General features: G+C 76.4%; 19 protein-coding genes. 10 read left to right on the forward strand and 9 right to left on the reverse strand.

Translation table 11 applies throughout. The features are described from left to right. Positions 1-45: 45 nt before the first annotated feature. Positions 46-870, reverse strand: coding sequence for a methyltransferase domain-containing protein (locus ACWIX6_RS22425; protein WP_448614653.1), 825 nt, complete (start codon positions 868-870; stop codon positions 46-48). Between the two features lie 462 nt (positions 871-1332). Here ACWIX6_RS22425 and ACWIX6_RS22430 point away from each other — a divergent pair, with 462 nt between their 5' ends. The 7 genes from ACWIX6_RS22430 to ACWIX6_RS22460 all read left to right on the forward strand — a co-directional run bounded on the left by ACWIX6_RS22430 (position 1333) and on the right by ACWIX6_RS22460 (position 12558). Continuing rightward, a complete protein-coding gene (locus ACWIX6_RS22430; protein WP_448614654.1) occupies positions 1333-4017 on the forward strand; it encodes a putative bifunctional diguanylate cyclase/phosphodiesterase in 2685 nt (894 codons plus the stop codon). Further along, a complete protein-coding gene (locus tag ACWIX6_RS22435) occupies positions 4014-6650 on the forward strand; it encodes a diguanylate cyclase (RefSeq protein ID WP_448614655.1) in 2637 nt (878 codons plus the stop codon). Before ACWIX6_RS22430 ends, ACWIX6_RS22435 begins: the two co-directional genes overlap by 4 nt. Next, the gene (locus ACWIX6_RS22440) at positions 6647-7555 is read left to right on the forward strand and encodes an MBL fold metallo-hydrolase (protein WP_448614656.1); all 909 of its coding nucleotides are present in this window, start codon (positions 6647-6649) and stop codon (positions 7553-7555) included. The genes ACWIX6_RS22435 and ACWIX6_RS22440 overlap by 4 nt, the downstream gene beginning before the upstream one ends. Beyond that, complete coding sequence (locus tag ACWIX6_RS22445) at positions 7552-8202, forward strand: DedA family protein (RefSeq protein WP_448614657.1); 651 nt, start codon at positions 7552-7554, stop codon at positions 8200-8202. Before ACWIX6_RS22440 ends, ACWIX6_RS22445 begins: the two co-directional genes overlap by 4 nt. Next, a complete protein-coding gene (locus ACWIX6_RS22450; protein ID WP_448614658.1) occupies positions 8199-10349 on the forward strand; it encodes a phage holin family protein in 2151 nt (716 codons plus the stop codon). Before ACWIX6_RS22445 ends, ACWIX6_RS22450 begins: the two co-directional genes overlap by 4 nt. Positions 10350-10454: 105 nt before the next feature. Beyond that, complete coding sequence (locus tag ACWIX6_RS22455) at positions 10455-11426, forward strand: glucosyl-3-phosphoglycerate synthase (RefSeq protein ID WP_448614659.1); 972 nt, start codon at positions 10455-10457, stop codon at positions 11424-11426. 130 nt (positions 11427-11556) lie between these two features. Further along, complete coding sequence (locus ACWIX6_RS22460) at positions 11557-12558, forward strand: IS481 family transposase (RefSeq protein ID WP_448614660.1); 1002 nt, start codon at positions 11557-11559, stop codon at positions 12556-12558. On the opposite strand, the gene ACWIX6_RS22465 is transcribed toward ACWIX6_RS22460, so the two are convergent. Both ACWIX6_RS22465 and ACWIX6_RS22470 read right to left on the reverse strand, forming a co-directional pair. Continuing rightward, positions 12555-13220 (reverse strand): HAD family hydrolase, encoded by a 666-nt coding sequence (locus ACWIX6_RS22465; protein WP_448614661.1) that lies wholly within the window; start codon positions 13218-13220, stop codon positions 12555-12557. The two genes, ACWIX6_RS22460 and ACWIX6_RS22465, sit on opposite strands and share 4 nt — an antisense overlap. A 68-nt stretch (positions 13221-13288) precedes the next feature. Next, entirely contained in the window at positions 13289-14395 is a 1107-nt protein-coding gene (locus ACWIX6_RS22470) for an NDMA-dependent alcohol dehydrogenase (protein ID WP_448614662.1), read from the reverse strand. 208 nt (positions 14396-14603) lie between these two features. Between ACWIX6_RS22470 and ACWIX6_RS22475 the strand changes: the two genes are divergently transcribed. Beyond that, complete coding sequence (locus tag ACWIX6_RS22475) at positions 14604-15122, forward strand: DUF5946 family protein (RefSeq protein WP_448614663.1); 519 nt, start codon at positions 14604-14606, stop codon at positions 15120-15122. A 31-nt stretch (positions 15123-15153) separates the two neighbouring features. Here the strand turns inward: ACWIX6_RS22475 and ACWIX6_RS22480 are convergent, their stop codons facing one another. The 3 genes from ACWIX6_RS22480 to ACWIX6_RS22490 all read right to left on the reverse strand — a co-directional run bounded on the left by ACWIX6_RS22480 (position 15154) and on the right by ACWIX6_RS22490 (position 17201). Further along, positions 15154-15792: a TetR-like C-terminal domain-containing protein gene (locus tag ACWIX6_RS22480; RefSeq protein WP_448614664.1), complete on the reverse strand. Its 639-nt coding sequence runs from the start codon at positions 15790-15792 to the stop codon at positions 15154-15156. Positions 15793-15878: 86 nt separating this feature from the next. Beyond that, the gene (locus ACWIX6_RS22485; protein WP_448614665.1) at positions 15879-16211 is read right to left on the reverse strand and encodes a hypothetical protein; all 333 of its coding nucleotides are present in this window, start codon (positions 16209-16211) and stop codon (positions 15879-15881) included. 99 nt (positions 16212-16310) lie between these two features. After that, a complete protein-coding gene (locus ACWIX6_RS22490) occupies positions 16311-17201 on the reverse strand; it encodes a 1,4-dihydroxy-2-naphthoyl-CoA synthase (protein ID WP_448614666.1) in 891 nt (296 codons plus the stop codon). Between the two features lie 265 nt (positions 17202-17466). Between ACWIX6_RS22490 and ACWIX6_RS22495 the strand changes: the two genes are divergently transcribed. Beyond that, positions 17467-18285: an endonuclease/exonuclease/phosphatase family protein gene (locus ACWIX6_RS22495; RefSeq protein WP_448614667.1), complete on the forward strand. Its 819-nt coding sequence runs from the start codon at positions 17467-17469 to the stop codon at positions 18283-18285. Between the two features lie 163 nt (positions 18286-18448). Here ACWIX6_RS22495 and ACWIX6_RS22500 read toward each other — a convergent pair whose 3' ends face one another. The 3 genes from ACWIX6_RS22500 to ACWIX6_RS22510 are packed head-to-tail and all read right to left on the reverse strand — an operon-like array spanning position 18449 to position 20723. Continuing rightward, positions 18449-18919, reverse strand: a complete 471-nt coding sequence (locus ACWIX6_RS22500) for an NUDIX domain-containing protein (RefSeq protein WP_448614668.1) — start codon at positions 18917-18919, stop codon at positions 18449-18451. A gap of 17 nt (positions 18920-18936) precedes the next feature. Further along, positions 18937-19431 (reverse strand): CoA-binding protein, encoded by a 495-nt coding sequence (locus tag ACWIX6_RS22505; RefSeq protein ID WP_448614669.1) that lies wholly within the window; start codon positions 19429-19431, stop codon positions 18937-18939. Then, positions 19428-20723 carry an O-acetylhomoserine aminocarboxypropyltransferase/cysteine synthase family protein gene (locus ACWIX6_RS22510; protein WP_448614670.1) on the reverse strand — a complete coding sequence of 432 codons (1296 nt, stop codon included), beginning with the start codon at positions 20721-20723 and terminating at the stop codon, positions 19428-19430. Before ACWIX6_RS22510 ends, ACWIX6_RS22505 begins: the two co-directional genes overlap by 4 nt. A gap of 153 nt (positions 20724-20876) precedes the next feature. On the opposite strand from ACWIX6_RS22510, the gene ACWIX6_RS22515 reads away from it, so the two are divergent. After that, positions 20877-21230: a VOC family protein gene (locus tag ACWIX6_RS22515; protein ID WP_448614671.1), complete on the forward strand. Its 354-nt coding sequence runs from the start codon at positions 20877-20879 to the stop codon at positions 21228-21230. Positions 21231-21236: the final 6 nt, after the last annotated feature.

Below are 21236 nucleotides of genomic sequence, written 5' to 3' on the forward strand. Positions count from 1 at the left end.
CAGGTTAGTCGCGGCACCTGTGAGCGGGCTGGGAGCTCAGGCGTCTCAGCCGGACGGGGCCGGGCGCCGGCACAGGTACAGCCGCTGCTCCTCCGGGGGGACGCCGTGGCGGCGGGCCTCCTCCGCCGACAACGGCAGCGGCACCGGCACGACCGCCCAGCCCTCTTCCTCCAGCCGCTGCGGGAAGTCACGGCCGTAGCGGCGGACGTGGTCGGCCTGGCCGAAGGCCGCGGCCCGTCCTGCCGGGGTGGTGATCGACGGGTCCTCGTAGGTGACCGGCCGGTCCTCCTCCACCGGCGTGGGCAGCAGCGCACACCCGCCGGGCCGGGTGACCCGGAGCAGCTCCCGCATCGCCCGCCGGTCCTCGGCCACGTGCTCGAGCACGTGGGCGACCAGCACGACGTCGAACGCCCCGTCGGGCACCTCCGCCATGTCCGTGACGTCCAGCCTGAGGTCCACGTCGTCGTGCAGCAGGTCCGCGGTGACGTACTCGACGTCCGGGAGCGTGCGGAGCCGGGCACCGACGTGCGGCTCCGGGCCGAGGTGCAGGACCCGCAGCCGGCTCCCGGCCGGGCGCTCGAGCCGCCGCAAGTAGAGCCACACCATCCGGTGCCGCTCCAGCGCGCCGCCGCAGCCCGGGCAGACCGCCGCCGCGCGCCGTCCGCGCGGCAGGAACCGGGCGTAGCGGTGCTCGCAGACCGGGCACTCGACGGCGTCCCCGCGGTGCAGCCACCCCCGGGCCCGGTGGCGCGCCGACCGCAGGACGGCGAAGGTCCCGCCCGGCAGGGTCCGCTGCAGCGCACGGCCGGTGGCGGCGCGGGCCCGCCGGTAGGACCTGCGCAGCTCGCGCCCCCGGCCGGAGCCCGTCACGCGTCCTCCTCCCGCGGCCTCCGGTCCACCTCCGGCCGCCGACCTCGGCCCAGCGGCTCCGGTCCCGGCAGGACTCGCGCCGGGCGCGGTCGTCGGAGGCCTCGGGGCTGGTGCGGCCCGGTAACGTCTGTGCAGACCACCAGGAGGCCTGCCATCGCCATCGAGGCAGCACGCTGCACGCACGACCAGCTCGGCTGCCCCTGCCGGGGCGACGAGGCCACGCACGACCAACGGTCGCAGGAGGTCAGCGACGCGCACGCGCCCATCGAGTGCCCGGAGTGCGGCGAACCGAGCTCACCCCAGCGGATCGCGACCTGGGGGCACTGCCGGGCGTGCCGGACGGCGGACTCCCGGGCGAAGAGCCCGCTGCGCTGGTGACCGGGCCGGCGGTGCCCTCCCCCTTCGGGTGAGCCCGGCGGCGGCCCGGTGCAGTCGGACCGGCCGCCGCCCGACAACTCAGGTGTGACCACCGGCCTCCCTGTTCCCCGGGCGCGTTCCGTGGTCCCCCGCCGGCGCTCCGGGCTCCGCCCGGCTGCCGGCCGCCCGCTGCTGGTCGCCGGGCTCGCCGCCGCCGGCACGACCGCGACCGGCCTGCTGCCGGGCCGGTCGGGCATCGCCGTCGCGGTGACGCTCAACTTCCTCGCCGTCGTCGTCGTCCTCGGGCTGTTGCTCCGCTGGGCCGGCTCCGCCGCCCACCCGTCGGGCTGGCGCTGGTACGCCGCCTCGGTGGCGGTGGGCGCGTCCGGGGCCGCCCTGCTGGGGGCCGCGCTCCCCTGGGGGCAGAACGCGCTGGGCAGCGTCCCCGGCCAGCTGCTCGTCGTCGTCGCCGTCGCCCGGCTGCTGGACCCCGACTGCCTGCGCGGCGCGCGGGCGCAGACCGGCAGCCTGCTGGCCCTGTTCGTCCTGGCCGACCTGCTCACCGCGCACAGCGTCTACCGGCTCACCGTCGCCGGCACCGGCCTGCTGACGACGCCGGACACCATCGCCCTGTTCGCCCTGCTGTGCAGCATCGCCCTGGGCACCGGCTGCGTGCTGGTGCTGCTCTCGACGAGCTGGGCCGCACACCGGCCGGTCCCCTGCACGCTCCTGGCCGGGCAGGTCGCCACCACCCTGGCCGGTGCCTTCTCCTCGATCACCACCGGACCGGGGCTGCTGCAGTCCCTTGCCTGCGGGTGCAGCGTGCTCGGGCTGGCCCTGCTCCCGGTCGCCTGCCGGCTGGACCGGCCGGGCGGCACCTCCGCGCCCGCCTCGGCCGACCGCGGCGGCTCCGCCCTGGCCGCCCTCCTGCCGCACGCCACCGCGATGGCCGGCGGGTCGCTGCTGCTGGTCAGCGCCCTGGTCACCGGCCGGCTGACCGTCTTCGGGACCGTGCTGGCGATGCTGGGGCTGATGGCCCTGCTGGCGCACCAGACCGCCTCGTGGCGGACCCAGCAGCGGCTGACCGGCGACCTGCAGCGCAGCAAGGCCTACTTCCGCACGCTGGTGCGCGGCAGCGTCGACCCGGTGGTCATCCTCGACGAGGACCTGACCGTGCGCTGGGCCTCACCGGCGATCAACGACCTGCTCGGGCGGGACCCCGGCCGGACGGTCGACATGCCCCTTCCCGACCTCCTGCACCCCGACGACGTCCCCGGCCTGCTCGCCGGCCTGCACACCGGGCGGGGCACCGGCCCGGACGCGGGCACGGCCGACCGCGCGGGCACCAAGACCCGCACCGCGCGGGTACGGCACGCCGACGGCCGCTGGCGGCTGATCCAGGCCCGGGTCCGCGACCTGCGCGGCGACCCCGACGTCGGCGGCCTGGTCCTGTACTGCCGCGACGTCACCGCGACCGCCCCGGCAGCAGGCACCGACGCCGACCTGGCCGCGTTCAGCACCGTCGACCCGTCCACCGGGCTGCCCAACCGGTCCGCGCTGGCGCTGCGGCTGGGGGCGGTGCTGCGCGCACCCGCTGCCCGGCCGACGTCGCTGGTCGTCCTGGGCGTCGACGGGCTGCCCGACACCGGGGCGGCCGAGGTGCTGCGCGCGCTCGCCGCCCGCACGTCCCGGGCGCTGCGGAGCGAGGACTGGCTGGCCCGGTCCGCGGTCGGCGAGTTCGCCGTGCTGGTCGACGGCTCGATCTCCGACGCCGAGGCCGTGGCCGCCCGGCTGGTCGCCGCGGTGGAGCCGGTCACCGTCGGCGGCGGCACCGTGCGGCTGGCCGCGGCCGCCGGCGTCGTGCCGCTGCACGCCGACATGGACGCCGCCGAGGCGCTGCGCCGCGCCGACCTGGCCCTGCGCAGCGCCCGCGCCGCCGGGCCCGGACGGGTCCGCCGGCACGACGACGCGCTCCGGATCAGCCAGGACCGGGCGCACGCGCTGCGCGCGGACCTGTGCAGCGCCGTGGCCGAGGGCCAGCTGCACCTGGTCTACCAGCCGGTCGTCGACCTCGCGCTGCACCGCACCGTCTCGGTGGAGGCGCTGCTGCGCTGGCGGCACCCGGTCTACGGCGACGTCTCCCCCGCGGAGTTCATCCCGCTGGCCGAGGAGTCGGCGCTGATCAGCGAGCTCGGCCGCTGGGTGCTCGCCCAGGCCACCAGCGCCGTCGCCGGGCTCCCCCACCCCGACCTCGGCGTCGCGGTCAACATCTCCGCGCGGCACGTCCGCAGCGGCGAGCTGGTGGCCGACGTCCTCGCCGCGCTGGAGGTCAGCGGGCTGCCGGCGTCCGCGCTGATCCTGGAGATCACCGAGTCGGTGCTCCTGGACGACGGCCACGTCACCGAGGACCTGGCCGCGCTGCGGCACCTCGGCGTCCGGGTCGCCGTGGACGACTTCGGCACCGGCTGGTCGTCGCTGGCCTACCTGGTCGGCCTGCCCATCGACGTCCTCAAGATGGACCGGCAGTTCCTCGCCCACGTCGAGACCGACCCCCAGCGCCGCGCACTGTGCGCCTCGGTGCTGCACCTGGGCAGCAGCCTCGGCCTGTCCGTGGTCGTCGAGGGCGTGGAGACGCCGGCGGAGCTGCAGCTGCTGCGCGACATGGGGCACCGCTACATCCAGGGCTTCCTGCTGGCCCGCCCGGTCGACGCCGGCACCCTCGCCCGGGCGCTGCCCGCCGACACCGACGTCCCCGCCGCCTCCGCGGTCGCTCCCGGCGGTGCGGCGTGAGCGCCCCGTCCGTCCTCCCGGTCCGGGCGCTCGCGGCCACCTTCGCCGCTGCCGCCCTCGGTCTGGCGGTCACCGTGCCGATCAGCCGGCCCGGCGGTGGCGGGGCCCAGTGGGACAACCTGGTCCTCGGTGCGGTGTCCGCGGTCGCCGCCTGGCTGTTCTGGGTGCGGCTGCGGGCCATGCACCCCGGCGTCCGCCGTCCCTGGTACGCGCTGGCGCTGGCCTCGGCATTCGTGGCCGTCGCCGGGCTGGCCACCGGCGCCGGGCTGTCGGCCGACTTCGGCGGGCTGGGCCCCGGCGACCTGTCCCTGGTCGTGGCTGCGGTCTGCCCGCTGATCACCTGCGTGCTGCTGACCCGGCAGGTCGGCCGCACCCGGCGGCTGGCCCTGGCGGTGGACGGCGCGATGGTGTGCGCCGCGCTGCTGGTGGTGACTCACGCCTTCGTGCTGGCCCCGGTGCTGCGACCCGGGGTGGTCGCGACGGGCAGCACCCCGCTGGTGTTCGTCTACGCCGGGTACGCCGCCCTCGCGACCGGCCTGGCCGGGGCACTGTGCAGCGTCTCCACCGCGGCTCTGCGCCGGTCCTCGACGGCGATGCTGGTGACGGTGCTGCTGGCCGGCGCCGCCTCCTCGGCCATGGCCGTCAACCGCTTCGCGCCGCTGCACGCCTGGTCGGCGGTCGCCGCCCTCGCGCTGGTGGGCGCGCTGCTGGTCGGCGTCGCCGCCGCCTGGCTGGCCCCCGCCGACCCCCCGTCGGAGTTCCGCGGGCACCCGGACAACGCGCCCCGCGTCGGCGCCACCGCCGTGGCGATCGTGCTGCTCGCCCTCACCGGGCCCCCGGCGGTGCTGCTGGTCTCGGTGCTCACCGGCCGCCCGCTGGGCGTCCTGGACACGCTGGGGACCGTCGCCGTCCTGGTGCTGATGCTCGTCCGCACCGCGATGCGCACCCGGGACCGGGACCGGCTGACAGAGGACCTGGTGCGCAGCGAGGAGGACTTCCGCGGTCTGGTCGAGGCCAGCTCCGACGGCGTGGCCATCGTCGACGACGAGTTCCGGCTGGTGTTCACCTCGCCGGCCGCGCGCCACCTGCTCGGCGTCCCGGCCGAGCCCGGTCCCCGGACGGTGCTGCTGGACCTGCTGCCCGCCGACGAGCGCGACCGGGCCCACCGGGAGCTGTCCGCCCCCGCGCGCCCGGGTGCGCTCCCGCTGCAGCTGCGGGTCACCCCGGCGGTCGGCGAGCCCCGGGACCTGGAGATCACCCACCACGAGCGGCCCGGCAGCGGCCGGCGGGTGCTGCACCTGCGCGACGTCACGATCCGCCGCCGCCGCGAGCGGGAGTTGGAGCGGATGGCCTTCACCGACCACCTCACCCGGCTGCCCAACCGGGCCATGCTCTTCCAGGAGCTGACCCGGCTGGCGGACGTGCAGACCGACCGCTGCCTGCTGGTCCTCGACCTGGACGGCTTCAAGGCGGTCAACGACACCGTCGGGCACGAGGCCGGGGACCGGGTGCTGGTCGAGGTCGCCCGCCGGCTGCAGGGGATCCTGCGCGCCGAGGACCTGGTGGCCCGGCTCGGCGGCGACGAGTTCGCCGTGCTCATCGCCGGGGACCGGGCCGACGGCGTGGACACCGCCCAGCGGATCGTCGACGTGCTGGCCCATCCGCACCGCCTCCCCGAGGGCACCTTCCCGGTCGGCGCCAGCGTCGGGCTCACCCAGCTGCTCCCCGGCGCCGGCCGGTCCGCCTTCCGCGAGGCCGACACCGCGCTCCGCGCGGCGAAGCAGGCCGGCAAGGGCTGCCTGCGGGTGTGGACCTCCGGCCGGGACGACGACCTGCCGGTCAGCGGTGACCTGGTCACCGCCCTCCTGGACGGCCAGGTGCAGCTGCGCTACGACATCTCCTCGACCGCCGCCGGCGACCGGGCCGTCCTGCACGCCGCCCCGGTGTGGGAGCACCCCACCGCGGGGCTGCTGTCCGCCGCCGACGTGTGGGGAGCCGCCGGACGCCAGGGCCGCACCGCCGCCCTGCAGCACTGGCTGCTGCACCGGGCCTGCGCCGAGACCACCGGGCTGGCCGGGTCCCCCGGGGTCGTCGTCGACCTGCCCGCCGGGCACACCAGCCCCGACGACCTCACCGGCGACGTCCTGGGCGCCCTGGCCGCGGCGGACCTGCCGGCCGCCCGGCTGACCCTGGCGCTGACCGAGGAGGCGCTGCTCACCGCTCCGGCCTCGCTGCCGACGGCGCTGCGCGAGGTGCGGGCCGCCGGCGTCCGGGTGTGCCTGGACGACTACGGGATGGGCCAGACCCTCTTCGCGCACCTGAGCCGCGTCCCGCTGGACAGCGTCCGGGTGGACATCGACGCCCTCGGCGCCCGCGGCGACGCGGCGCGGGCGGTGCAGATCGTGTCGGCCATCGTCGGCACCTCCCGGGCCCTGGGCCTGGCCACCGCCGTGCACGGCGTCGACCCGGGACCGACCCTGGACGCCGTGCTGGCGGCCGGCGCGAGCGTGGTGCGCAGCAGCGCCCACCCGCACCGGGTCGGCATCGAGGACGTCGCCGGGGCGGTGGCCGCGCTGCTGCACCGCCCGGACAGCAGCGCGGTACCGGTGGCGGGTCCGATACTGGGCGGGTGAGCCGACCCCCCGAGCAGCCCCCGGGCGGCGGTCCGGTCCCCCGGCGGGACTGCGCCCTGCACTTCCTGGGCCACTCGACCATGCGGGTGGAGCTGGCCGGGAGGACCGTGCTCACCGACCCCGTGCTCACCGGGTGGCTGGGGCCGCTGCGGCGGGCCGTCCCGCCCCCGGACGAGTCCACCTGGTCCGGCGTCGACCTGGTGCTCGTCTCGCACCTGCACGGCGACCACCTGCACCTGCCCTCGCTGCGCCGGCTGGGCCGTCGCACGCCCGTCGTCGTCCCCCGCGGCGCCGGGCGCTGGCTGCGCTCCCGGGGCTTCCGCGCGGTGGAGGAGCTGGCCGCCGGGGAGACGCTGACCGACGGCGCCCTGACCGTGACGGCGACCGAGGCCCGGCACAGCGCCCACCGCTGGGGGCCCCGGTCCACGCACGGCCCGCACGCACCCGCCGTCGGGCACCTGCTGCGCGGGGACGGCGCCGACGGGCCCGGGGCGCACCCGTCGGTGTACCTCGCCGGGGACACCGGCCTCTTCCCCGGCATGGCCCGGCTGGGCGCCACCGCCGACCGGCCGGCCCCCGACTTGGACGTCGCGGTGCTCCCGGTGTGGGGCTGGGGACCCAGCCTCGGCCCGGGGCACCTGGACCCGCTGCGTGCGGCGGAGGCGGTGGCGCTGCTGCGGCCGCGGGTGGCCGTCCCGGTGCACTGGGGCACGTTCGCCCCGGCCGGGCTGACCCGGCTCCCCTCGCCCTGGCGGGCGCGGATGCGCGCCCTGCTCACCGAGCCGCCGCTGCGCTTCGCGGCCGCCGTCGCGGCCGGCGGCTCCGGCGCCGCGGTCGCGGTCACCCGGCCCGGCGACCCGGTGCTGCTGCCGGTCCCCGCACCGGCCCCGGGGGGCGGACCGTGACCGCCACCGGCTCCGTGCTCGCCGTCGACTGGACCGACACCTCGTCACTGGGCTACCCGGTCGTCTTCGGCGGCGTGCTGCTGGGCTCCGTGGTGCCGGTGGTCCCGACCGGCGCGGTCGTCGGCGCGGGGGCGGCGCTGGCGGTCACCACCGACGAGCTGTCGCTGACCCTGGTGCTGCTGGTGTCCACCCTCGGCGCCTTCCTGGGCGACGTGGTCACCTTCGCCGTCTGCCGGTCCGGCGGCCCGGCCGCCGTCCGCTGGGTGGCCCGCGGGCAGCACCCCGAGCGGCTCGACGAGGTCCGCGAGCAGTTCCGCCGGCACGGCTGGCAGATCATCGTCGCCGGCCGGCTGCTGCCCGCCGGCCGCATCCCGGTGCTGGTCGCGGCCGGCGCGCTGGCCTACCCGTGGCGCCGGCTGCTGCCCGCCTCCTTCGCCGCCGCGACGGTCTGGGCGGTGGCCTACGCCCTGCTCGGCGTGGTCAGCGGCGGCGTCTTCGACTCCCCGCTGGTGGCCACCCTGATCGCCACCGGGCTGGTGCTGCTGGTGGGCCTCGTGCTCAACCTCGTCTCCGCCCGCCGGCACCGCGAGCCGGCCGCGCCCGACCCCTCGCCCGACTCCTCCCCGGCCGGCTGCGAGCCGCGGTGACCGGGGACCGCGCCTCCGGCCGGGTGCTGCGCGACGGCCGGTCCCCGGCCCGGGTGCTGCTGGTGTGGACCGCCGCCACCGCCGCCCTGCTCGTGCTGGACGGCTGGCTGACCAAGTTCGAGATGCGCTCCTGGTGGCACCCGCCGGTCGCGGCGCTGCTGCTCGGCGTGCTCGCCGCGGTCGGCTGGCCGCTGGTCATGCGGGTGGCCCTGCCGGTCGCCGTGTTCACCCTCGGCCTGGGCGGGTTCCTGCTCATGGGCGCCGGGGTGCTCGCGGTCTCGGCGGTGATCCCCGGTGTGGTGGTGTCCAGCTTCCCCACCGCCGTCGCCGTCGCGCTGGCCATGGCCGGGGTCGCCGGGGTGGTCAGCAGCGCCCTCGCGGTCAACGAGGACGAGCTGTTCTTCCGCCGCGCGAGACGCCGGGCCGGGGCCACCGAGGCCGCCGACAGCCCGCCAGGCGTGCTGTTCCTGCAGATCGACGGGCTGGGGCACGAGGTCGCCCGCCGCGCCGTCCGGGACGGGTCGATGCCCACGCTGGCGGCCTGGCTGCGCGCCGAGAGCCACGTGCTGACCTCCTGGCACACCGACTGGAGCTCCCAGACCGGTGCCGGCGTGTGCGGCATCCTGCACGGCAGCAACCACGACGTCCCCGGCTTCCGCTGGTACGAGAAGGACCGCGACCACCTGATGGCCGTGTCCCGCCCCGCCGACGCCGCGGAGGTGGAGCGCCGGCACTCCGACGGCCGCGGGCTGCTCGCCGTGGACGGCGCGGGGCGCGGCAACCTGTTCACCGGCGACGCCCCGCACGTGTCGCTGACGATGAGCTCGCTGGTCGTCGTCGCGGGCCGGGGATCGCGGCGGGCCCGGCGCCGCCGGGACCGGATCGGCGCCGGCTACTACGCCTACTTCGCCAACCCGGTGAACGCGGTGCGCACGCTGGCCGGCGCGCTCGTCGACGTCTACCGGGAGGTGGCCGCCGCCGCCCGGCAACGGCGGGCCGACGTCCGCCCGCGGGTGTCCCGCGGCGGCGTCTACCCGCTGGCCCGCGCCGGGACGACGGTCGTCGCCCGGGACGTCGTCGTCGCCGCGCTGCTCGAGGACATGCTGGCCGGGCGCCCGGTGGTCTACGCCGACCTCCTCGGCTACGACGAGGTCGCCCACCACTCCGGCGTCGAGCGGTTCGACACCCTGGAGGTGCTGCGCTCCATCGACCGGCAGATCGGCCGGCTGTGGCGGGCCACCCAGCTCGCCCCGCGGCCCTACCACGTGGTGTGCCTGTCCGACCACGGGCAGACCCAGGGTGAGGCCTTCACCGCCCGGTTCGGGGAGTCGTTCCCGCAGCTCGTCGGCCGGCTCTGCGGCGGGCCCGTCGCCCCGCCGCGGCGGCGCGGTCCGCTGCGCCGCCGCGGCCCCGCCGAGGGCGAGGGCAGCCGCCGTCCCGCCGAGGCCTGGCAGGTGACGTCCGCGCTGGCCGAGGCCGCCGCCGGGGGCGGGCCCATCGCCCGCCGGCTGCGCGACCGGGTGGAGCGGGCCGGCACCGCCTCGGCCGCCACCCCGGCCGGCGACCCCGGGCAGGTCGCCCGGGTCGCCCCGGGCGTGATCGCGACCGTCTCCGGCCACATGGCCATGGTGTCCTTCCCCGACCTGCCCGGCCGGGTGCCGCTGGAGACGATCGAGCGGCACTGGCCCGACCTGCTGCCCTCGCTCGTCGACCACGACGGGGTCGGGTTCCTGCTGGTCCACTCGGCTGAGTTCGGACCGGTGGTGCTGGGCCGGGACGGGCTGCACCGGCTGGACACCGGCGTGGTGATCGGCAGCGACCCGCTGGTGCCCTACGGCGAGCACGCCGCCGGGCTCGTCGCCCGGGTGTCGGGGTTCCCGCACTGCGCCGACGTGGTGGTCAACAGCCGCTACGACCCGCTCACCGACGAGGCGTCCTCGTTCGAGCCGCACGTCGGCTCGCACGGCGGGCTGGGCGGGGCGCAGCAGCGCGGGTTCCTGCTGCACCCCCGGTCCTTCGCCGACCCGGGCGAGGTCGTGGGGGCCGAGCACCTGCACCGGGTGCTGCGCGGCTGGCTCACCGACCTGGGCCACCCCGAGCCGACCGGCGACCGGCCCGCCGCCGTCCCGGCTCCGCTGCGCGCCTGAGGCCGCCGCCGCACGGGCGAGCGGCCGGAGGCGGCGACGTGAAGACTTCGTGAACCCGGCCACGGGACCGTGCGCCCGCCGCACCGGGTGCCCGAGAGTGGGCGCATGCGACCTGACGCCCGCGCCTGGTTCGAGCACCGCACCACGTCGGCCACCTCGCTGGGCGCGGTCGACGTCGACGCCCTGCTGCTGGCCAAGCGGCGGGGCGGGCACCGGACCAGCGTCGTCCTGCCGGCCCGGGACGAGGAGGCGACCGTGGGCGGGCTGGTCGCCGACCTGGTCGCCCGCTGGGTGACCGGCGTCCCGCTGGTCGACGAGGTGCTGGTGGTGGACTCCGACTCCACCGACGGCACCGCGGCCGCCGCCCGGGCCGCGGGCGCCGAGGTGGTCGCGGCGGCGGACGTGCTGCCCGCGCACGGCAGCCGGCCGGGCAAGGGCGAGGCGCTGTGGAAGGCGCTGGCCGCCACCACCGGGGACCTCGTCGTCTTCCTGGACTCCGACCTGCTCGGCGACGTCGGCCACTACGTCCCCGGCCTGCTCACCCCGCTGCTGACCGACGCCCGGGTCCAGTACGTCAAGGGCTGCTACACCCGCCCGCTGGACCTCGACGGCGTGCACCGCCCGGCCGGTGGTGGGCGGGTCACCGAGCTGACCGCCCGGCCGCTGCTGAACGCGCTGTGGCCGGAGCTGGCGGGCTTCGTGCAGCCGCTGGGCGGGGAGTACGCCGGGCGCCGCTCGGTGCTGGAGCAGGTGCCGTTCGTGTCCGGCTACGGCGTCGAGGTCGGGCTGCTCGTGGACCTGCTGCGGGAGTGCGGCCTGGCCGGGCTGGCGCAGGTCGACCTCGGCACCCGCCGGCACTCCCACCAGGGCGACCAGGCGCTGGGCCGGATGGCCGGGGAGATCGTGTCCACCGTGCTGTCCCGCGCGGCGAGCGGCCGGCTGCAGGAGCCCGGCGGCCTGCTGACCCAGTTCACCCACGACGGCACCGGGTTCGTGCCGCACAGCAGCGCGGTCGCCGTCGACCAGCGCCCGCCCCTGGCCGCCGTCGCCGAGTACACCTCCCTGCGCGCCGGCTAGGTGTACTGACCGGAGACGTTGGTCGAGGACGTGTGACCACAGGATTTGACTGACCGATCTTGTGGAGGAGGACCTCCGGACGTGGAGTGGAGCTGCTGAAGGCATCCACGACACGAACCCGGAGGTCCTCGTGGCCCACGCTAATGCCGCTCTGACCCCTCGCATGCGTCTGCGTCTGGCCCGCGCAGTGGTTGAGGACGGCTGGACCGTCTCCTACGCCGCGGCGGTGTTCCAGGTCGCCTACCCCACGGCCAAGCGCTGGGCGGAGCGCTACCGCCAGGCCGGGCCAGCCGGCATGGTCGACCGCAGCTCACGCCCGCACCGCTGCCCCCGCCGCACGCCGCGGCCGGTGGTCCGCAAGATCGTGCAGCTGCGCTGGCGCCACCGACTGGGACCGGTGGAGATCGGCGCCCGACTGGGGGTGCCGGCCTCCACGGTCTACGCGGTGCTGCGGCGCTGCCAGATCCACCGGCTCTCCCACATCGACCGGCGCACCGGCGAGCGGGCCCGCCGCTACGAACACGACCACCCCGGCTCGCTGCTGCACGTCGACGTCAAGAAGCTGGGCAACATCCCCGACGGCGGCGGCTGGCGATACCTCGGCCGCCAGCAGGGCACAAACAACCGGCACGCCACCGCGCGCACCTCGGGCAAACCTCGCAGCAGGCACCACAACCCGCTGATGGGCACCGCCTTCGTGCACACCGTGCTCGACGACCACAGCCGGATCGCCTACGCCGAGATCCACGACGACGAGACCGCCGCCACCGCCATCGGCGTGCTGCGCCGCGCGGTGGCCTGGTTCGCCATCCGCGGCGTCACCACCGAGCGGGTGCTCTCGGACAACGGCTCGGCCTACCGCTCCCACGCCTGGCGCGACGCCTGCCTCGAGCTGGACATCCAGCCCAAGCGGACCCGGCCCTACCGGCCGCAGACCAACGGCAAGATCGAGCGCTTTCACCGCACCATGGCCGACGGCTGGGCCTTCCGCCGGATGTTCCTCAGCGAACACGCCCGCCGCCAGGCACTCCCGGGCTGGCTACACGAGTACAACCATCACCGGCCCCACACCGCGATCGGACGTCGCGCCCCAATCACGCGACTGACCAACCTGTCTGGGCAGTACACCTAGGCCAGGGGCGTGTCGTCGAGGGCGGCGGTGAGGTCGGCCGGGGTGTCGTAGAGCGCGATCGCGCCGGCCCCGCGCAGCTCGTCGTCCCCGAAGCCCCCGGACCGGACGACGATCGCCGGCATCCCGGCCTTCCCGGCGGCCTCGACGTCCCACACCGAGTCACCGATCAGCACGCTGTCCGCGTCGGCCGGCGCGCCGAGCTTCTGCAGCGCCACCTGCAGCAGGTCGGGGGCGGGCTTGGAGGCCTCGACGTCGCCGCTGGAGGTCCAGGCGTCGGCGAGGTCGCGGGCGTCGAGCAGGTCGAGCGAGGCGTCGACGTGCTGCGGCTTGCCCGAGCTGGCCAGCACCAGCCGGTGTCCCCGCTGCTTGACCGCCACCAGCAGCTCGCGGGCGCCGGGCAGCGGGGCCACCTCGTCGATCAGCCGGTCGAACTCCTCGACCCACTTCTCCCGGGCCTCGTCGCCGACCCGCTCCTCCAGCTCCTCGCCGCCGAGCGCGGTCACCAGCTGGTCACCGCCCATCCCGATCAGCCGGTGGATCCGCCAGACCGGGAACGTCTCCCCCAGCGAGCGCAGCGCGCGGTACCAGGCCAGCGCGTGCTGGTAGTTGGTGTCGACCAGGGTGCCGTCGACGTCGAGGACGGCGATCGTGTCGGTGCTCACCGGCCCTGGCTGCCCAGCCGGGCAGCTGGTCAACCGGTGTGGCGGCGGCGACCCGCGTGTGGACGCCGTCAGTGCCGGTGCTCCAGGACGCCGCGGATGGTCGTGCCCTCGCGCTGGTCGCGGTAGCCCTCGTTGACCTCCTCCAGGGCGTAGCGCCGGGTGATCAGCTCGTCGAGCAGGAGCCGGCCCTCCTCGTACATCCGCAGCAGCCGCGGGATGTCCCGGTAGGGGTTGCACATGCCGTACAGCGCGCCCTGGATGCGCTGCTCGTAGATCGCCACGATGTTCCCGGGCAGCACGACCGTCTTCTCCCTGGCGTGGTCGGCGAGGCCGGTGAGCACCAGGGTCCCGCCCTTGCCCAGGCAGCGGTGCGCGCCGGCGATGATCTCCGGGGTGGTGATCCCGGTGGTGAGCACGACGACGTCCGCGCCGGTCCCCTGGGACAGCTCCCGGGCCAGGCGGGCGGCCTCCTCGGTGTCGGCGACGGCGTGCGTGGCGCCCATGCCACGGGCGGACTCCCGCCGGAACTCCACCGGGTCGACGGCGACGACGTGCTGCGCCCCGACGCTCGCCGCGCCCTGGACGGCGTTGCAGCCGACCCCGCCGGTGCCGACCACGACGACCACGTCCCCGGGGCGCACCGGGCCGGCGTTCACCGCCGACCCCCAGCCGGTGGGCACGCTGCAGGCCATCAGCGCGGCGACGTCGAGCGGGTGGTGGGGCTCGATCCTGACGCACGAGTGCTGCGAGAGCAGGCAGGTCCCGGCGAACGCGCCGACCATGCAGAACCCGCCGAGCTCCTCGCCGTCCAGCCGGAAGGGCCAGTCGCCGCCGGGCAGCTGCCCGGTCCCGAGGGTCGCGCCCAGGTCGCAGAGGTTGGACCGTCCCGCGGCGCACCAGCGGCAGTGCCCGCAGGCGGGCAGGAACGCGGTGACGACGTGGTCGCCGGGCCGCACGGTGGTGACGCCGTCCCCCACGGCCCGTACGACGCCGGCCCCCTCGTGGCCCCCGACGATCGGGTAGCGGAGGCTCTCGTACCGCAGGTGCTCGTCGGAGTGGCACAGACCGGCGTAGGCCATGTCCACGAGCACCTCACCGGGCCCGGGGTCCCGGACGTCGAGGTCCACGACCTCCCAGTCCCCCGGCCCGCGCAGCACCGCTCCCCGAGTCCTCATCCGCCGCCTCCGGAGTCCGTACCGGGCGCCGCGGGTCGGCTCCGGTGCCCACCGGCCCGCGCGCCGCTGGGCCCGGGATCCGGTGGTGCTGCGGGCACCGTAGTGCCCGCCGGGCACGGGTCGGCAGGTCGGCCGGCGCCCCCGGGGTCGACGCCGGGACGGCGCCCGGGCGGGCACCCGCCGTGCCGGTGCGGCACGATCGGGTCCCGTGGAACCCGTCGACGACCCCGCCGGCGAGGTCGTCACCTCGGTCTGCCCCGGGTGCGGCGCCGTCCTGGCCGTCGTCCCCGGCCTGCGCGCCGCCCACCCGGGCGCCTCGCCCAGCTGCGCCGGGCTGTTCGACGTGACCGTCCGGGGGCTGCGGGACGAGGCCGGCGCCGACCTGCGGACCGCCGCGGTGCTCCGGCTCGCCGCGGACGCCTACGACGCCCAGCACCTGGTGGCCGGGCAGCCCGCCGCCGCGGCGGCCCGGCTGTGCCTCTGGGTCGCCCGGGGACTGGAGCCCACCCGGGACCGGCAGGCCCGGAACCGGCTGGACGACGCGGCGCCCGCCGCGGTGCCGCCTCCGGTGTGGACGACGACGATCGCCGACGTGGCCGCCGACCTCGACGTCGTGGACCTGCCCTCGCTGGTCCGCTCCTGGGCCGAGGCGGTGTGGGCGGACTGGTCGGTCGCCCGGGCGGACCTGTGCGCGGCCGCCGACGCCGCCCAGCGCCTGCCCGGCTGAGCTCCCGGCCGGCCGACCCTGCGCGGTCGGGTCAGACCCGCTCGCGCACCGGTTCGGGGTCGGTGATCGGCAGCAGCACGTCCGCGACCAGGTCCTCCACCTCGTCGGCGTCCAGCAGCGCCGGCTCGAAGGCGGTGTAGCGCTGCCACCACAGCGCCTGGACCACCGAGCCGAGCAGGGCCACCCGCTGGGGGGCCAGCTCCCGGCCGCGGTCGGCCTCGCGGCGGGCGATCTCGTGGACGACCCCGGCCAGCGGGCCCACCAGCGACTCGTCCAGGCCGGCCCGCAGCTCCTCCTCGTGCCGGGCCGCGCCCACCAGGCTGGCGGCGGCCCGCTCGGTCCGGTCCAGCCGGCGGGTCCACGGCTGGAGCAGGGCGGCGAGGTCACCGCGCAGCGAGCCGGTGTCGGCCGGGAGCTGGACGAGGTTGGACTGCGACAGCGCGAACCGGGCCAGCGCGGCCATGGTCGGCCAGCGCCGGTAGATGCCGGCCTTGCCGGCCTTCGCGCGGGCCGCGATGCGGTCGCTGTTCAGCCGTCCCCAGCCCTCCTCGGCGAGGATGTCGATGGCCACCGCGACGAGCTGGTCGGACAGCTCGGCCGAGAGCGGACGCCCCGGGGGACGGTTGGCAGCGGCGCGCATGGGCTGGCCCATCGTGGTCACGTACGCCATGGTGCATGCGAGACGTGTGGTCCACAACCGGGTGGTTCCCGATTGGTCATCGCGAGTGCCCTCCCGTCCCTGCCGCCCCGTCCGTGTCAGCCGCTGGCGGCGGTCTCCACGTGGGCCTGGAGCGTGCTCCCGTCCTCGCCCACCCAGCCCTTGCCGCGGGCGTACTCCACCATGCCGTCCCACTGCCCGGCCCAGTCGGCGGCCGTGGCCTGGGACTCGGCCGCGGCGCGCAGCGCCGCCACGTCGAGGACGGCGGTGTCCGGGTCGGACAGCCGCCCCAGCCCGGACGACCGCAGCGCCTCGTCGACCTCCTCGGTCGTCAGCGCACCGATGGCCACGTGCAGCCGGCCCAGGTCGTCCACGCTGGACACCCGCACCTCCGGTGCCGCCGCGGCACCACCCACCACCTCGACGATCATCTCCATCTCCTCTGCAGGTCGGGCTCTTGGTCACGGCTGGAACGGCCCCCTCGCAGGGGCCCGCCACGAGCTCGCGAGTGGCGGGGGGCGAGGGGGTCCTCACACATGCCAGGGGAAGCGGGAGAAGTCCGCGGGGCGCTTCTCCAGGAACGAGTCGCGTCCCTCCACCGCCTCCTCGGCCATGTAGGCCAGCCGGGTGGTCTCCCCGGCGAACAGCTGCTGGCCCACCAGCCCGTCGTCGATGAGGTTGAACGAGTACTTGAGCATCCGCTGCGCGGTGGGGCTCTTGGCCACGATCCGCCGCCCCCAGTCCAGCGCGGTGGCCTCCAGCTCGGCGTGCGGGACGACCCGGTTCACCATGCCCATCGCGTGCGCGTCGGCGGCCGAGTACTCCTCGCCGAGGAAGAAGACCTCGCGGGCGAACTTCTGGCCCACCTGGCGGGCGAGGTAGGCCGAGCCGAAGCCGCCGTCGAAGCTGCCGACGTCGGCGTCGGTCTGCTTGAAGCGTGCGTGCTCGGCGCTGGCCAGGGTCAGGTCGGACACCACGTGCAGGCTGTGCCCGCCGCCGGCGGCCCACCCGGGGACGACGCAGACGACGACCTTCGGCATGAACCGGATGAGCCGCTGCACCTCCAGGACGTGCAGCCGCCCGGCCGAACCGCTCGAGGACTCGTACCCGTACCGGCCGCGGACCCGCTGGTCCCCGCCGGAGCAGAACGCCCAGCCGCCGTCGGCCTCGCTGGGGCCGTTGCCGGTGAGCAGCACGCAGCCGACGTCGGTGGTCAGCCGGGCGTGCTCCAGGACGGCGAGGAGCTGGTCGACCGTCTCGGGGCGGAAGGCGTTGCGCACCTCCGGGCGGTCCAGGGCGACCCGGACGACGCCGGCGTCCACCGCGCGGTGGTAGGTGACGTCGGTGAGCTGCTCGAACCCCTCGACCGGCCGCCAGGATCCGGCGTCGAAGATCTCCGAGACGTCCGCACGCGCACTCACGCTGCCTCCTCGCTCCGCTCGTGCGTGCGCTCGCCCGCGCACGGGGCGAACCTAGCCGCGCCGGACCGAGCCCGCCCGTCCGCGGCTGGGGCTGCGCCCGGTCGGAGTCGGGCTCAGCCGGGGCCGGCCGCGCCGCTCGAGCTCGGCCGGCGGCGGCGGCCCGACGTCCTGGTCGTCCACCGGTCCAGGCCAGGTGCGGCGGCCCGGCCCCGCCCCCCGGGCGGCTGGACCGGCCCCGCCCGGCCCAGCGGTTAACGTCGGCGGAGTGACCAGCGGCGTGGTACGGGTCGGGACGCTCAACCTGGCCTCCGGGCGGGACGGCAGCGGTCACTCGCTCGACGCCGCGGGACTGCGGTCCGCGCTGGCCGGGGTGGACGTCGACGTCCTCGCCGTCCAGGAGGTCGACGCCGGCCAGCCCCGGTCGCACCGGCTGTCGCAGCCGGCCGCGGTCGCCGCCGCGCTGGGCGCCGGCGACTGGCGCTTCGCCCCCACCGTGGCCGGGACGCCGGACCCGTTCCGCAGCTGGCGGCCGGTCGATCCGCCGGTGCTCGGCGGCCCGGACGACGACCTGGCCGGCCCCCGGTACGGCATCGCGCTGTTCTCGAGGGCACCGGTGCGCCGCTGGTCGGTCCTCGGACTGGGTGCCGGCCGGGCCCGGCTGCCGATCAAGGCCCCCGACCCGCGGACGGGCGTGCCCCGCTGGTGGTGGTTCCCCGACGAGCCGCGGGTGGCCGTGGCGGCCGAGCTGGTGCTGCCCGGCGACGGCGCGCTGACCGTCGTCGGCACCCACCTGTCCTTCGCACCCCACACCGCCGTCCGGCAGTTGCTGCGGCTGCGCCGGTGGGCCCGCCGGCTGCCCGGTCCGGTGCTGCTGGCCGGCGACCTCAACCTCGTCGGCCCGGTCCCCGCCCGGCTGGCGGGCGCCCGGCGGCTGGTCGCGGCGCCGACCTACCCGGGCCCCGAGCCGCGACTGCAGTTCGACCACCTGCTCGGGCTGGGCGCGCTGACCGCCCGGGACGTCGAGGTCCGCGAGCTGCCGGTCGGCGACCACCGCCTGGTCACCGCCACCGTCCACCCCGCCTGACCGCACCCGCACCGGTGCTTTCGGTACCGAAAGCACCGCGGGCTTGAGCCCGAAAGAGCCCGCGTGCTTGAGCCCGAAAGAGCACGGGTGCTTGAGCCCGAGACAGCACGGGTGCTTGAGCCCGAAAAAGCACCCGCGCTTTCGGTACTGAAAGCGCGGGGGGTCAGGTGAGGAGGGGGCGGAGGATGGGCAGCGAGGCGGCCAGGCCGGGGTGCAGCGGCACCTCGCCCAGGGCACGCAGCGGGAACCAGCCGACGTCGACGCTCTCCGCGTTCAGCTCCAGGTGGCCGGGGTCCAGCGGCCCGGTGGGCGTGGCCAGCACGGTCGTGTAGCTCCAGCCCCCGTGGTCGTCGACCGACTCCCGGCCCAGCACGACGTCGTCCCGGCGCAGCCCCAGCTCCTCGCCGGCCTCCCGGAGCGCGCCGTCCGCCGGCGGTTCCGCCGGGTGCAGCGCGCCGCCGGGGGTGCCCCACGTGCCGCCGTGGTGCGACCACTCGACGCGCAGCTGCAGGAGCACCTCGACGCCGTCGGGTCCGGGCCGGTGCAGCAGCAGCCCCGCGGCACCGGCCAGCCCCCAGTGCCGGTGGCCCAGGGCGCAGGTGGTCCAGCCGTCGGTGGGCGAGCGGTGCGGCACGGGGAGCTCCTGCGCACTCAGGACGACGTGGGCAGGCCGCGGCCGCGGCGGGAGCTGATCACGCCGGTGTCGAAGCCGGCCCAGTGCAGGCCGCCGGCGAACCGGGCGTGCTCGATCTTCAGGCAGCGGTCCATCACGACGGTGGTTCCCGCGGCCTCCGCCCGGGCGGCGACGTCCTCGTCCCACAGCCCGAGCTGCAGCCAGAGGGTGCCGGCGCCGACGGCCAGGGTCTCGTCCAGCACCCCGGGGAGGTCGGCGGGCCGCCGGAACACGTCGACGACGTCCGGGGTGCCCGGCAGGTCGGCGAGCGAGGGGTACACCGGCCGGCCGAGGATCTCGGGAACCCGCGGGTTGACGAACCAGACCTCGTACGGGGACGTCGACAGCAGGTAGGTGGCGACGAAGAAGCTGGCCCGGGCGGGGTTGTCCGAGGCGCCGACCATCGCCACGGTCCTCGTGCGCCGCAGGATCTCCTGCCGTTCCCGGGCGCCCGGGCCCTCCCACGTCCTCACGGCTGCTCCTTGGTGGCCCGGGTCAGCGCCTGGTCGAGGTCCCACAGCACGTCCTCGACGTCCTCCAGACCGACCGAGATGCGGATCAGGTCCGCGGACACCCCGCCGGTCTCCAGCTGCTCGACCGACAGCTGCCCGTGCGTGGTCGAGCCGGGGTGGATGACCAGCGTGCGGGCGTCGCCGATGTTGGCCAGGTGGCTGCACAGCTCCACGGACTCGATGAACCGCCGCCCGGCGTCCCGGCCGCCCACCACCCCGAAGCTGAAGACGGCGCCGGGCCCCTCGGGCAGGTAGCGCTGCGCGCGGGCGGAGTCGGGGTGCCCGGGCAGCCCGGAGTAGCGGACCCAGGCCACCCGGTCGTCGGCGTCCAGCCACTCGGCTACCCGGCGGGCGTTGGCGACGTGCTCGCGCATCCGCTGCGGCAGCGTCTCCACGCCCTGCAGCAGCAGGAACGCGCTGTGCGGGGCCAGCGCGGCGCCGACGTCGCGCAGCTGCTCGGAGCGGAGCTTGGTGAGGAACCCGTACTCGCCGAAGTTGTCCCACCAGCGGATGCCGCCGTAGGAGTCGCTGGGGTCGGTCATGGTCGGGAAGCGCCCGTTGCCCCAGTCGAACGTGCCGGCGTCGACGACCACGCCGCCCAGGGTGGTGCCGTGCCCGCCGATGAACTTGGTGGCCGAGTGCAGCACCAGGTCCGCCCCGTGCTCGATCGGCCGGCACAGGTACGGCGTCGCGGTGGTGGCGTCGACCACCAGCGGGACGCCGGCGGCGTGCGCGACCTCGGCCAGCCCGGCCAGGTCGGCCACCTCGCTGCCGGGGTTGGCGACCACCTCGGCGAACACCAGCTTGGTGCGGTCGGTGAGGGCGGCGGCGTAGTCGGCCGGGTCGCCCCCGCGGACGAACGTCGTCCGCACCCCGAAGCGGCGCAGCGTGACGTCGAGCTGGGTGATGGTGCCGCCGTACAGGGACGCCGACGCGACGATGTGGTCGCCGGCGCCGGCCAGCGCGGCGAAGGTGAGGAACTCAGCCGCCTGCCCGGACGACGTGGCGACGGCACCGAGCCCGCCCTCCAGCGAGGCCATCCGCTCCTCGAACGCCGCGACGGTCGGGTTGGCGATCCGGCTGTAGATGTTCCCGTACTTCTGCAGCGCGAACAGATTGGCGGCGTCGTCGGCGGAGTCGAACACGAACGACGTCGTCTGGTAGATCGGCACGGCGCGGGCGCCGGTGGTGGGGTCGGGCGCGCCGCCGGCGTGCAGTGCGCGGGTGCGGAAGCCCCAGGTGCGGTCGGCCATTCGCCGTCCTCTCGTCGCGGGCAGGTGCGTCCCCGACGAGTCTGCCCTGCTCCCGGCACGGTTGCCCGGGCGTGTGCCTGGGCACGGCTGGACCACCGGTCGTGCGCGACGCATCGGCCGACGAGCTACCGACGACGAACGCGAGGAGACGGCATGGCCAGCGGAGTGGCGAGTGTGTGGGTCCCGGTCGACGACATGGACCGGGCCCGGGCGTTCTACCGGGACACCCTGGGCCTGACCGAGCAGAAGACGACGGCGGACTGGAGCGAGTTCGACGCCAACGGCCTGATGATCGGGCTGAACGCGCGGGAGGGCACCGGCCACTCGCACGGCGGCGCGGTGATCACCTTCCAGCCCGACGGGGACATCGAGAGCGAGGTCGCCGAGCTGGAGAGCATGGGCGTGGAGTTCACCGGCGGCATCAGCGACCACCCGTGGGGGCGGATCGCGCCGTTCAAGGACAGCGAGGGCAACGACCTGCAGTTCTACGCCCCGCCGTCGTCCTGACCCCTC

The organism is Modestobacter sp. URMC 112 (assembly GCF_053502575.1).